Below are 13,413 nucleotides of genomic sequence, written 5' to 3'. Positions count from 1 at the left end.
TCGCAATGTCGGTCTTCGGGGTCTCAAATATGTAAGCTCACATCATTGAATCTTGTCGACAGTTTGTATATAAGGCAACCAGTTTCAACGAGGCTCGATCAATGACCACAGGATGGAAGGGCGTATTTCCCGCCGTAACGACACAGTTCAACGATGATCTTTCCGTTGATCTGCCCTCGACCCAGCGCGTCCAGGACGCGCTTGTAAACGATGGCGTCAACGGACTGATCGTCATGGGCACATGCGGCGAGAACAATTCGCTGGACCCCGAGGAGAAGCGCACGATCTTGAAAGCTGCCGTCGAGGTCGTCAACGGCCGCGTTCCCGTGGTGACGGGCGTGTCCGAATTCGACACGCGCCGTGCCGTCGCCTATGCTCGCGACGCCGAAAAACTCGGCGCCGACGGGCTGATGCTGCTGCCGGCCATGGTTTATGTGCCGAAGCCCGAAGAGCTGATCGCGCATTTCCGTACCGTCGCCGAAGCGACCTCGCTGCCGATCATGCTCTACAACAACCCGCCGGCCTACCGCGTCAACATCGGCGCCGATGTGCTGAAGGTGCTTGCCGATGTGCCAAACATCAAGGCGGTCAAGGAAAGCGCGCCGGATCCGCGCCGCTTCACCGATCTCATCAATGAATTCGGCGATCGTTTCGATATCTTCGCAGGTCTCGACGACGTGGCGCTTGAAGGCCTGATGCTCGGCGCCAAGGGCTGGGTCTCGGGCTTGACCAGCGCCTTCCCGCAGGAATCCGTACAACTCGTTGCCGCCGCCGAACGCGGCGACTGGGAAGAGGCCCGCAAGATCTATCGCTGGTTCATGCCGCTTCTGCACCTCGATGCCGAACACGACCTCGTGCAGTCGATCAAGCTTGCCGAGCAGATCATGGGCCGCGGCTCCGAGCGCGTTCGCATGCCGCGCCTGCCGCTTTCGGGCGCCCGACGCGCCGAAGTCACCGCGATGGTCGAGAAGGCCGCTGCCACGCGTCCTTCGAAGATCCGCCAGGCTGCCTGATCATCGAGGCCGGCGACCCTCGCGGTTGCCGGCCTTTCAGTGTTTGCGGTTCAGGCAAGCGCCAGCGACCGGCCGGTCGCCGGATCGAACAGATGCATCTGGTTCATGTTGAACGAGAGCGGCATCGTCGACATCGGCCTGGGCCCGCTCTCGGGATCGATGCAGGCGCAAAGACTTGCCTCGCCGATGCCGAAATAGACCATGGTCTCCGGCCCGAGTGGTTCCACAAGATCGATCTTAGCTTCGATGTCGGCATAACCAGGACGGGCCTGGCGGTCGGTGATCGATTCCGGCCTGATCCCGAACACGACTGATTTACCGGCATGGCTGGCATAGTCGCCGGCGCGCGCCTTCGGCACCGGAAGCTCGCTGCCGTCAGTCAGTTTGACGACGAGACCCTTGTCTCCTGATAGCAGCGTCGCCGACAGGAAATTCATCGACGGTGAGCCGATGAAGCCGGCGACGAACTGGCTGACGGGCCGATGATAGAGCGCCTGCGGCGGTCCCGCCTGTTCGATGATGCCACCATTCATCACCACGACACGATCCGCCATGGTCATCGCCTCGACCTGGTCGTGCGTGACGTAGACGGTCGTCGTCGGCAACAGCTGGTGCAGCCGCTTGATCTCCGTGCGCATCTGTACGCGAAGCTTGGCATCGAGGTTGGACAACGGCTCGTCGAAGAGAAAGACTTTCGGGTTCCGCACGATCGCGCGCCCCATCGCGACGCGCTGGCGCTGGCCGCCCGAAAGCTGGCCCGGGCGCCGGCCGAGCAGCTCGCTGATATGCAGGGTTTCCGCCGCCCTGATGATACGGGCGTCAATCTCGCTCTTGGCGAGCTTCTGCTGCTCCAGGCAGAACGAAATATTCTCCCGCACCGTCATGTGCGGATAGAGCGCGTAGTTCTGAAAGACCATGGCGATATCGCGTTTGCCCGGGCCAAGCCGGTTGACGACCTGGTCGCCGATCACGATCTCACCGCCGGTGATGTGTTCGAGACCCGCGATCATGCGCAATGTCGTCGATTTTCCGCATCCCGACGGACCCACGAAAACGACGAATTCATTGTCTTCGATGTCAAGGCTGATGCCGCGCACGGCCTCGTAGATGCCATAGGATTTGACGATGCTCTTGAGTTCCAGCCGTGCCATGGTTTTCTCCTAGACCTCGTGCAACCAGATCGCCATCGCTCCGGGCTCGCGATTGGCCCAGAGGTGATAGGGGATCGCGGTGAAAGGCCGCTCCTTCAGCGCGGGGCGCGCGGTGCGATAGAGCGCATTTTGCCAATCGGATATATCGGCTTCGAGCGCGGTGCCTTCGAGGACGGTCGCTCCGCCGAGAAGCGAGGCATCGTAACGGGCAGAAATTTCCTCAGATGCCGGCAGGCGGAGCCGCTGCGGCTCGCCGCCGAGGTCCGTCTCCTCGATGCAATAGACGACAGGCCCGCGCCGCAGCGCGACGCGCCCGCCGTCTTCGGAGACGGCAGGATGCGCGTAGATGCGCTCGACCGGCATCGAGAAGCCGATGCGCACCTCGTCACCATTGCGCCATTCCCTTGATATTGCGGCATAACCCTTCGTCACGCATTGATCGAGATCGACGGCAACGCCGTTGACCGAGATTTGCGCCTGCCTGCACCATCCGGGGATGCGAAGACGAAGCTGAAACCGGCTTGGCCGCTCGACGGCGAACCGCAGGCTGATGTCGCCATCCCAGGGATATTGCGTCTCCTGGATCAGGCGCACGAAGCTGTCGCCGACTGTCAGCTCGGCGGAATTGGTGCCGTAGAGATGGACGGCGAGCTGATGATCATCAGTCGAATAGAAATATTGGCCGAGCGACGTGATGAAACGGGCGATGTTTGTCGGGCAGCAGGGGCAGTAATGCCATTTCCACCGGCGGTGCTGCCCGTGGCTTTCAAGGACGTTCTCATAGAAATAACGCTCGCCGTCGCGCGAGATGCCGGAAAGCGCGCCATTGTAAAGCACCGTTTCCAGCCTGTCGGTGAACTTGCTGTCGAGATCGACCTGCGCCATGCGATGGCTCCAGAAGCCGAGCGCGACGGCGGCGCATGTCTCGGCATAGGCCGTCTCGTTCGGCAGGTCGAATTCCCGGGTGAACCCTTCATTGGATGCCGATGGGCCAAGGCCGCCGGTCACATAGAGCTGGCGGCTGACCAGATTGTCGAAAAGCCGGTCGCAGGCCTCCTTCAATGTCGGATCGTCGTTCTCGCGGGAGAGATCCGCCATCGCCGAAAACAGGTACATGGCGCGAACCGCGTGTCCGACGACCTGGTGCTGGTCGCGCACCGGCATATGGGCCTGGCTATAGGCATATGTCTTGTAGACGTAATCATCGGGGCTCTCGCCGCGCTTGCGAGCCTCCTCGTCGTAATATGAGGGCATCCGGCCACGTTCGTCGACGAAATAGGTCGCAAGCTTCAGATGCCGCGGATCGCGCGTCACACGGTAGAGCTTGACCAGCGCCAGCTCGATTTCCTCATGGGCATCGTAACCCCTGAGCTTTCCGGGCTCCGCGCCGAAGGTGGCGATGATATGGTCGACTGCGCGGATCATCACATCGAGGAAACGGCGCTTTCCCGTCGCCTCGTAGTAGGCGACGGCCCCTTCCAGCAGGTGGCCCATCGAATACATCTCGTGCAGGTCGCGCAGATTGGTCCAGCGCCTCTCCGGCTCGCGGCGAATGAACCAGCTGTTGAGGTAGCCATCTGCCATCTGCCCTTTCTCGAGTTTTTCGACGATAGCATCGATCTTCGTTTCGAGCGCAGCATTCGGGTAAGCCTTCAGCGTGTAACTTGCGGCCTCGATCCATTTGCCGAAATCGGAATCGAAGAAATGCTGCATCGACAGTCCGCTCGGCTGGATCGGGCGCACCAGCGGCGCGGCCGGCTTGTCAAAATCGAGCACCTCGAGGAAGCCCTCCTCTTCCAGCCGCTTGTGCTGCGTCGGGATGGTGACGTTGCGGACCGTCTCCGTCCAGCTCTGCCAGAAGCCGCCATCGAATACGACACCGGAATGGTCGGCAGGCCTGTATCGCTGCCGTCCCGCAGCGCGTGCCGGTTGAAAACGAGGTGAGCTGGTCATGAGTACTCCTGAGCGGGACGAGCGCTGTTACTTCACGGCGCCGGCCGTCAGGCCGCGCACGTAATATCGTTGCAAGAGAAGGAAAAGCAGGATGCAGGGGACCATGGTCACGGCTATGCCGGCCTGAAGCGCGCCCCAGTCGATGATGCCATAGATGCCCGACGAAACATTGACCAGCATGATCGGCAGCGTGAACTTGTTCTGGTCGGACAGAAAGATGAGGGCGGCAAGGAATTCATTCCAGGAGTTCAGGAAGGCGAACATGGCAACGGTGGCAACACCGGGAAGCGCGATCGGCAGCATGATCCGGCGCAGGATCGTCGCCTGCGACGCACCGTCTATCCGCGCCGCCTCGATCAGCGCCTTTGGCACCGCGTCGAAGGCGTTGCGCATCATGAAGACGGAAAAGGGTAGCTGGAACGTCACGTAGATCAGCACCAGCCCGAGAAGGCTGTTTTGCAGGTGGAGGAATTTCAGGATCAGGAAAAGCGGCGTCAGGATCGACTGAAAGGGGATCATCATCGTTGCCATGATCAGCACGAAGAGCAGCGACTGGCCGGGAAAGCGGAACTTCGAAAAACCGTATCCCGCCGGCACCGCGACGAGCACCGTCAGGATCACCGTTCCGGCGGCGATCAGCACCGAATTGCCGGCATAGACGTACCAGCCGGCGCCGACATGCTCGAGGCGACGGTAGTTTTCGAGCGAGAAGGCTTTCGAGAAAAGCGATGCCGGATCGGCAAGTGCTGCGGCCGCGGGCTTGAAGGAATTGGCGAAAGACCAGACGATCGGCATCACGAAGAAGACGGCAAAGACGCATGCCGTCAGAACGAAAGCGAGATAACCGAGCCGCTCGCTCGCCGGCTTCCCTGCGAGATTGTGGTTGAGCCGTTCCATCAACCTTCCTCCGGCCGCTGGCGCAGCAGGACGAACTGGATGGCGCTGATCGCCACCAGGACGATGAGCAGGGCAAAGGAGATCGCCGAGCCATAACCGAGACGGTAGGATGAGAACGACGCGAGATAGATCGAGAAGACCGCCGAGATCGTGCTGTTCTCGGGGCCGCCCTGGGTGATGATGAAGAACTGGTCGAAGGCCAGCATCGACGAGGTGACGTTGAGGACAAGCGCCAGCACCACCGAGTTCCTCATCAAAGGCAGCGTGATCCGGCGAAACCGGCTCCAGACGCTGGCGCCGTCGGTCCTGGCGGCCTCGATGACGTCGTTCGATATGCTCTGAAGGCCGGTCAGGAGGATGATCATCGTGAAGCCCGCTGTTTTCCAGACGACCATCAGGATGACGACGCCGAGGGCTGGCCAGAAACTTTCGAGCGGCCTCGGCGCGCTGTCGATGATGCCCGCTCCGCGCAGCAGCTGCGCAAAGACGCCGCTATCGGGATTGAGAAGCCACATCCACAATGTCGAGGCCGCCCCGAAGCCGATGACGACGGGCATGAAATAGATCGTGCGGAAAAAGCCGGCGATCCGTAGCGGCCGGTCGACGAGCAGCGCCAGAGGAAAGGCCACCAGGAAGATCGCAACCGTAACCAGCACAGTGTAGAGCAGCGTGAAACCCAGGGAATGCCAGAGCTGGGTATCGCCGATCAGTTCGGCATAGTTGGACAAGCCGATGAACTTCGTCCGGCCGAGAAGCGGCCAATTGTAAAAGCTCATCCAGACCGTCATGACAAGCGGCACGAGGAAAAGCACGACGATGAACAGCAAGCCCGGCAGGATGAAGGCAAGACCAAGCCAACCCTTTGGCTCGGCTTCTCCGGTCGCGATTGCGCGCCTCCGGCTGCGAAGTGTCGAGGATACCACCGCAACTCCTCCTTCCGCTTGAATGTCGAGATGTGAAATGAACGTCAGGGCATCCACGGACACCCTGACGAAACGCGTTGGCTTAGTTCGGATTGGTACGTTCAAGGATACGGGTGAAGTCGGCCTGCGTCTTGGCAATCGTTCCGTCGACGTCGTCACCGAAGATCGTGCCCTGGATCAGGTTGAGGAAGGGCCCGGTGCGGCTGACGAAGAGTTCATCGGACGAAAAAGTGTAGGGCGTGCGCGCCTTGGCGAGGATATTGTAGGCAACGAGATTGCGCGGGTCGAACTTCGCATAGGCTTCCGCTGCGAGGTCGGTGCGCGACGGCATCCCCGATTCCTGGGTGATATAGACCTGCTGCTCGGGCTGCATGTAGAAATTGACGAAGTCGAGCGCGACCTTCTTCTTCTCTTCACTGATGCCCTTGATGAGGGACAGCGTATCGCCGCCGGCAAAGCTCGATTCACCGCCCTTCGGCCCCGGGATCGGTGCGACGGCGAATTTCACGTCGGGATATTTGCTGGTCAGAAGATTGACGATGTAGGAGCCAGTCATCAGGATGCCGACCTTGCCCGAGGCGAAGGCTTCGACGGCATTGTTGCCGTTGCCGGAACGCGAGGTCGGGTGGATCGCACCGGCCTTCCACATATCGCGATAGGCGGCGATGGTCTCACGCAGCGCCGGCGTATCGACCGTGGCGCTGCGGCCGTCATCGCTCAGCACATCGGCATTGGCGGCCCACAGATGCGGCAGGAAGTCGTAGATCAGCCAGCTTCCCGAATTTGCCACGAAATAGAAGCCGTAGGTCTCGTTGCCGAGCGCGGCGATCTTCTTGGCATCGGCGGCGACCTCCTCCATCGATGCCGGCGCCTTGTTGGGGTCGAGGCCGGCCTTGGTGAAGAGATCGGTGTTATAGGCGATGATCGAGGCATCCGGCAGGGCCGGCACGCCGTAGATCTTGCCGTCATAGGTGGCAAGGCGGATGTGGGACGGGCTCATCGCCGCGGAATAAGGCAGGCCTTTCACGAAGTCGGAGATATCCTCGAGACCGTCCGCGGCAGCAAAGGTCGGGAGATAGATCAGGTCGAGCACGGCGCCATCAGGAGCCGCGCTGCCGGCAATCGCCGCACCGAGCTTCGGCACCATCTGCTCCGCCGTGATCTGGGTGACATTGACCTTGTCGGAATGTGCGGCATTGTATTTGTCTGCCAGTCCCTGAAGGACGGCGCCGGACGACGTGCGCACCCATAGGGTGATTTCTTCGGCGCCGGCGAGAGAAGAGCTTGCCAGCAGCGCAAGAGCAGTGATCGTTGTTTTCAGTCGAAGCATGCTTGTTCCCCTTTTTCTCGTTCAGGCCCAAGGCCGTCGGACGAAATGGACGTTAGATCAGAAATTTTTTGGTGTCGACAGTCTGTGTGCATAAATCGGATGTCCGTTTGATAAAACCTTTTAACAGCACATTTTTTTCTGCTAAAAGCTTTTATCATGAACCGATGACGAGGCGGAATTTGAAGAATAGCGGTGATCGGAGACGGACGATCTACGACGTGGCGAAGGCTGCGGGCGTCAGCATTTCGACGGCGTCGAACGCGCTGAACGACACCGGCCGGACGAATGCGGAGACGCGCGAACGGGTCCGGCGTGTGGCGGAAAAGATCGGATTTCGGCCCAACGCACTCGCCCGTGGGTTGCTAAGCAAGCGAAGCCATGCGATCGGCATGCTGACCAACGACACCTATGGCAGACTGACGCTGCCGATGGCGGCCGGGGTATCGGAGGTGCTCGTCGATCACGGCGTTTCCGTCTTCCTTTGCGCCACGAACAATGATCCAAGGCTCGCCCAGCTGCACCTGGAGGCGCTTCTTGACCGGCAGGTCGACGGCATCATATTCACCGCGACCCGCCTCGACCTCAAGCCGCCGGTCCAGCTGTCCCGCTTGCCGATACCCGTCGTCTACGTCTTTGCCGAGGGGCCGGCCGACAGCGTCACTTTCTTCCCGGATGACGAACAGGGCGCCCGCCTCGCCGTCGACCATCTCAAGGAACTGGGCCGGTCGCGGATCCTGCACATCACCGGCCCGCGGGATTACCTGGCCGCTCGCATCCGCGCTCAATCCTATCTCGACGCCTGCGGCGACGGTGCCGAAGCGATGTTCGGCGAGTGGTCGGAGGAATGGGGTCACGAAGCCGTCCAGACGGTGTTTGCCCGGTCCGGCGCAAAGCCCGACGCCATCTTCTGCGGCAGTGACGAGATCGCCCGCGGCGTCATCGATGCGCTGCGCGACCTCAACGTGGAGATTCCCACGGATGTCGCTGTGGTCGGGTTCGACAATTGGGAGGTCGTCGCACGGCAAACGCGCCCGCCGCTGACCACCATAGACATGGAGTTGAAGGAACTGGGCCATCGCGCCGGCCTGGCAATCCTCAGCCTCTCCAAGGGTGAACCGGTCCCTGCCGGCATCACCAGATTGCCGTGTCGCCTGGTTGTGCGGCAGTCGTGCGGCAGTCCGCCTCAATCCGACTGAAAACGACGGCAAGCAACACAGGCAAGCCGGCCGTCGTCGCTATTATCTGTCCGTGGAATTGCCTGAACGGGTCAGGCTGTTGCGGCTGACCAGTGACGGTATCTGGAAAATATGCTCGGAAGCGGTGCGGCCTTCTATTCTGGAAATGAGGGCCCGGGTTGCGACCTGACCGAGTTCCCGGCCCGACTGATCGATGCTCGCGAGATTGACGAGGCCGAGTGCTGCGGTCGGCGAATTGTCGTATCCGATGACGGCGAGATCTTCGGGGACGCGCACGCCCATCTCCATAGCCAGGCTGAGAAGGGTGATCGCGTCGAGATCGCTCCAGCAGAATACGGCGCGCGGCCTGTCCTTCCTCGATAGGAATTTTCGCATCGCCTCTTCCCGCTTCGGCGAGGCAATCGGAATTTTGCCGATCGCTGGCGAGGAGCCGAGCCCGCCACGCTGCATCGCCCGGCGAAACCCGATCTCACGCTGGCGGACGACGGAGACCGCGTGCCCCTGGCGCTCGCCAAGGCTCAGCATTTCGATGTCGCGATAGCCGCAGGCAAGAAGCGCTTCCACCGCGATCTCCGCGCCGCGCTGATCGTCGGCATTGACGGTATCGAAGGCCGTAGCGCTGGCATCGTGGTAACCGACGGCGACGATCGGTATCTGGACTGCGAACTTTGCGAGGATGTCCGAGGGCAAACGCGGCGCAACGAGGATCAGGCCATCCATCTTGTAGTCGATCATCGACTCGATCAACGACGTCTCCAGCTGCACGCGCGCATCGCTGACCCCGATCATCGCCTGATAGTGCGAAGGCGCCAGCACCCCGTTCACGCCGGCAATCACCTCCGGAAGGAAAGGATTGCGGATATCGATCAGGAGCACGCCGATGGTGAAACTCCGGCCACGCAGCCCTCGTGCTGCCCGCGAGGGGCGATATGCGAGTGTTTCGATGGAATCAGTCACCCTTGCGCGCAGTGCATCACTGACGCCATAGGCGTTTCGCATCACCTTGGAAACTGCTGCGACCGATACGCCGGCGTGAGTTGCCACGGTCCGGATCGTTACGCGATCATTCCGTTGCGGCTTTTGTTTTTCTTCGATTGACATGAAATCTCTGGCTTGCTGCGGGTCGTCAACATCGCCCGCACAACCACCATGGCAGACTGGTAACGAAAATTCTATTGCGCTTCCGAAGAAAATGTAGAACGTTATATGGAGAACGTTCTACAACTCGTCGGGAGGACTTGATGAACTTTCAGCCGGCAGCCATAAGCGGCAACCTCGTTTCGCGTACCTGGTCCGGGGATATGATCGCGCCGCTATCGGATGGCGGTCAGGGAACGGCGGCAAGCTTCGTTTCTCAAAATTTCGAGCATGATGGCCCGGGGCTCCCCGTCGATCTCTTCATCTCCGCACTTGGCCTCTATCGCTGCTTCATCAACGGCGTTCGCGTCGGCGGTGACTTGCTGACACCCGGCTGGACGAACTACGACGATCGCCTTGCTTACCAGCGGTATGATGTCTCGAACCTGCTCAAGCCGGGCCTCAACCGCATCGAGATCTGGCTTGCCGACGGATGGTACCGATCGCCGTTGATGTGGGGCGCCCAGGCGATCCCGAATTGCTGGGGTGACAGGATCGGCGCCATTGCGGATCTGATCGGAGCTGATGGCGCCCTTCTTTCCACCGACACCACATGGCGAAGCGGTGTTTTGCCGATTCTGAAGTCGGGGATCTATTTCGGCGAAATCTATGATGCCCGGCAGGAAAACTACTTGGAGAGCCACGGCACCGAGAGACTGCCGTTCGACAGGGCATTGCTCGTCGCGCATGAAACTGCTGCGGTGCGCGAGCTGCGGCCACTCGCCGCGGTCGAAAACTGGATCGACGATGAGGGCAGGACGATCTATGATTTCGGCCAGAATGCCGGCGGCTACATTAGATATACGGTCCGGGGCACGGCCGGCGCCGAAGTCCGGGTGGAGCATTCGGAAATTCTTGGTCCCGACCGTCATTTCGACAATCGCAACTATCGCACGGCTGCCGCGCACACCGTCTATACGCTACGGGGAGACGGCGACGAGACCTACGCGCCGCATTTCACCTTCCACGGCTTCCGTTATGCCAGGGTGACGATTACGGGCGATGCGAAGATCCTCGCAATCGCGTCCATCCCGATCTCGTCTGTGGCCGAGCCCGCCGGCGGTTTCACCTCGGGCAATGCGTTGGTCAATCGTCTGGTCGAAAATACCATCTGGTCGCAGCGCTCCAATTTCGTCGAAGTGCCGACCGATTGCCCGCAGCGCGACGAACGCCTCGGCTGGACGGGCGACGCCCAGGTCTTTGCCGCAACCGCATGCTGGCTGAGCGACAGCCAATCCTTCCTGAGAAAGTATCTGCGGGATGTGATGGCCGATCAGCGCGAGGATGGCGCCGTCTCACATTTTTCGCCGGATCCGACGCGTCTGCATCCGGCCAATTTCCCGGGCTATGCCGGCTCGACCGGCTGGGGCGACGCGATCGTCGTCATCCCCTGGGTGCTCTACACCCATTACGGCGACCGGGCCGTTCTGGCGGAGTGCCTGGATTCCATGGTGCGCTGGGTCGATTTTGTCTGGTCGATCTCGGACGGTCCCCTGGTTCGCCCGCCGTCGCATTGGGGCGCCCGAGGCTTCACCTTCGGCGACTGGCTGCAGCCGGTCGGCGACAATCGAAAGCCTCGCCCGACGATCGCCGACGACTGCGCGGCGACGCTCTATCACTTCATCTCGACCGACCTTCTGGCAAGGATCGCAGCCACTCTCGGCGAGCATGCCCTTGAAGAGAAGATGAAACAGCGCGCAAACGAGATCCGGCTGACATTTTGCAACGAGTTCATCACGCCGGCGGGACGGCTCGCGCACAACGACCAGACATCCTACGCCTTGGCCTTCCTTCACGACCTGATACCGGCAGAGCACAGGCAAGCCGCGCAGCAGCATTTCCGGCAGGTGATCATTGATGCCGACTACAAGATCGGCACCGGCTTCATCGGCACGCCCGCCCTGCTACCGGCACTGACGAAGCTCGGCATGGACGATCTTGCCGAAAAGGTCTTCCTGCAGGAGGATGTGCCGGGGTGGCTCTACCAGGTGTCGAAAGGGGCGACGACGATCTGGGAGCGCTGGGATTCCATGGCGCCTGACGGCACGATCTACGAACCCGACATGAACAGCTATAACCACTATGCCTATGGCGCGGTCTGCCAATGGCTATTCGAAAGCGTCGCCGGAATTTCGCCGAGCCCGAGCGCACCCGGATTTGCCGAGGTGATCGTCGATCCAGCGCCGATTCCTTCGCTTTCGCCGGTATCGGCCCATCATGATATCAGCCAGGGACGCATCGAGGCCGGCTGGCAGTGCGACGGCAACAAGGTCACCTATGTGCTGACACTTCCGGAAGGTTGCATCGGCCGGTTCCGGCCCGGAAAACGGCATCAAAACCCGTCGCTCAACGGAGAGCCCGTCGTCGAGGAAGCCGTTATTCACCCCGGGACGCACCGACTGGCCTTTTCTCTACCCACTTCCTGAGGAGCATAAACGTCACACCGTTCAGAGGAGGAACGTCATGACACATCGGATTAAACTCATTCTTGCGGGCGCGTCCGCGCTTTTGGCATTGGTTGCGGCCGGCCCGTCGCATGCAGAAACCACGCTGTCATTCCTGATCGACAACAATCCGGACACGGTCGCTGCCGCCGAGGCGCTGGTTGCCGCCTATCAGACAAAGGTGCCCGACGTGACGATCGAAATCGAGCCACGGGCCGGTGGCGGCGAGGGTGACAACATCATCAAGACGCGCCTAGCGACCGGCGAGATGTCCGATGTGTTTCTCTATAATTCCGGCTCGCTGCTCCAGGCGCTGAAACCCGCGCAGACGCTTGTCGATCTGAGCGGTCTTGCGTCGCAGGCGAAGGTGGACGAAGGCTTCAAGTCGGTCGTCCGCGCCGACGGCAAGCTCTACGGTGTTCCCTTCGGCACGGCGATGGCGGGCGGCATCCTCTACAACAGGAAAATCTACCAGGACCTCGGCCTGTCAGTCCCGAAGACATGGGCGGACTTCATGGCGAACAACGCAAAGGTCAAGGCATCAGGCAAGGTCGCCGTGGCGCAGACCTATCGCGATACCTGGACCTCGCAGTTATTCGTTCTGGCGGACTATTACAACCTGCATGCCGCCGTGCCGAACTTCGCCGCCGACTACACTGCCAACAAGGCGAAATACGCAGAGACGCCGGCGGCCATGAAAGGCTTCGAACGGCTGAAGGACGTTCACGACGCTGGCCTGATGAACGAGGATTTCGGCGCAGCAAGCTATGACGATGGCCTGAGAATGGTGGCAACGGGCGAGGCAGCGCACTATCCAATGCTGAGCTTCGCAATCGGCGCGCTCAAGCAGAATTATCCCGACAACCTCGCAGATGTCGGTTTCTTCGCGCAGCCGAGCGACGACGCGGCGACGAATGGCCTGACGGTCTGGATGCCGCCCGCCCTCTACATTCCCCTTACCAGTCAGCACGCAGAGGAAGCGCAGAAATTCGTGGATTTCGCAGGAAGCGTCGAAGGCTGCAAGATCATGGTGGAAACCAACACCGTGCAAGGGCCTCCCTTGATCGACGGCTGCGGTCTGCCTGCCGACGTGCCGCCTGCGGTGAAGGACATGCTTCCCTATTTCGAGGCCAAGGACAAGACGACCCCGGCGCTGGAATTTGTTTCGCCGGTCAAGGGGCCGGCTCTCGAGCAGATCACCGTCGAAGTCGGCTCCGGTATTCGCCAGCCCGCCGACGCGGCAAAACTCTATGACGACGATGTGCGCAAACAGGCCAAGCAACTCGGCCTGCCGAACTGGTAGCGGTCTTTCGGGTCAATTAACCTCGCTCCCGATGGAGCGAGGTTCCACCCGATCGAAGAGGTAGTC

Annotated in this window: 10 protein-coding genes; 4 read left to right on the top strand and 6 right to left on the bottom strand. The window is 60.9% G+C overall.

What is annotated here, in order from left to right:
* Positions 1-101: 101 nt before the first annotated feature.
* A complete protein-coding gene (locus AC245Y_RS35465) occupies positions 102-1,013 on the top strand; it encodes a dihydrodipicolinate synthase family protein (protein WP_012760756.1) in 912 nt (303 codons plus the stop codon).
* Between the two features lie 50 nt (positions 1,014-1,063).
* Here the strand turns inward: AC245Y_RS35465 and AC245Y_RS35460 are convergent, their stop codons facing one another.
* The 5 genes from AC245Y_RS35460 to AC245Y_RS35440 all read right to left on the bottom strand — a co-directional run bounded on the left by AC245Y_RS35460 (position 1,064) and on the right by AC245Y_RS35440 (position 7,267).
* Positions 1,064-2,164 (bottom strand): ABC transporter ATP-binding protein, encoded by a 1,101-nt coding sequence (locus AC245Y_RS35460; RefSeq protein ID WP_003555616.1) that lies wholly within the window; start codon positions 2,162-2,164, stop codon positions 1,064-1,066.
* Positions 2,165-2,173: 9 nt separating this feature from the next.
* Entirely contained in the window at positions 2,174-4,117 is a 1,944-nt protein-coding gene (locus tag AC245Y_RS35455; RefSeq protein ID WP_017997677.1) for a glycoside hydrolase family 127 protein, read from the bottom strand.
* A gap of 27 nt (positions 4,118-4,144) precedes the next feature.
* Positions 4,145-5,014 (bottom strand): carbohydrate ABC transporter permease, encoded by an 870-nt coding sequence (locus AC245Y_RS35450; protein WP_017997678.1) that lies wholly within the window; start codon positions 5,012-5,014, stop codon positions 4,145-4,147.
* Positions 5,014-5,937 (bottom strand): carbohydrate ABC transporter permease, encoded by a 924-nt coding sequence (locus AC245Y_RS35445; RefSeq protein ID WP_017997679.1) that lies wholly within the window; start codon positions 5,935-5,937, stop codon positions 5,014-5,016. The genes AC245Y_RS35450 and AC245Y_RS35445 overlap by 1 nt, the downstream gene beginning before the upstream one ends.
* An 82-nt stretch (positions 5,938-6,019) precedes the next feature.
* A complete protein-coding gene (locus AC245Y_RS35440; protein WP_017997680.1) occupies positions 6,020-7,267 on the bottom strand; it encodes an ABC transporter substrate-binding protein in 1,248 nt (415 codons plus the stop codon).
* Between the two features lie 179 nt (positions 7,268-7,446).
* Between AC245Y_RS35440 and AC245Y_RS35435 the strand changes: the two genes are divergently transcribed.
* Positions 7,447-8,463, top strand: coding sequence for a LacI family DNA-binding transcriptional regulator (locus AC245Y_RS35435; protein ID WP_017997681.1), 1,017 nt, complete (start codon positions 7,447-7,449; stop codon positions 8,461-8,463).
* Between the two features lie 42 nt (positions 8,464-8,505).
* Here AC245Y_RS35435 and AC245Y_RS35430 read toward each other — a convergent pair whose 3' ends face one another.
* Positions 8,506-9,564, bottom strand: coding sequence for a LacI family DNA-binding transcriptional regulator (locus tag AC245Y_RS35430; protein WP_017997682.1), 1,059 nt, complete (start codon positions 9,562-9,564; stop codon positions 8,506-8,508).
* A 140-nt stretch (positions 9,565-9,704) separates the two neighbouring features.
* On the opposite strand from AC245Y_RS35430, the gene AC245Y_RS35425 reads away from it, so the two are divergent.
* Positions 9,705-12,026 carry an alpha-L-rhamnosidase gene (locus AC245Y_RS35425; protein ID WP_017997683.1) on the top strand — a complete coding sequence of 774 codons (2,322 nt, stop codon included), beginning with the start codon at positions 9,705-9,707 and terminating at the stop codon, positions 12,024-12,026.
* Between the two features lie 37 nt (positions 12,027-12,063).
* Positions 12,064-13,347 (top strand): ABC transporter substrate-binding protein, encoded by a 1,284-nt coding sequence (locus AC245Y_RS35420; protein WP_017997684.1) that lies wholly within the window; start codon positions 12,064-12,066, stop codon positions 13,345-13,347.
* Positions 13,348-13,413: the final 66 nt, after the last annotated feature.

This window comes from Rhizobium sp. SRDI943 (assembly GCF_057653695.1).
Note: the sequence above shows the minus strand (reverse complement) of the source record. Positions and strands in the feature narration are given on the sequence as shown.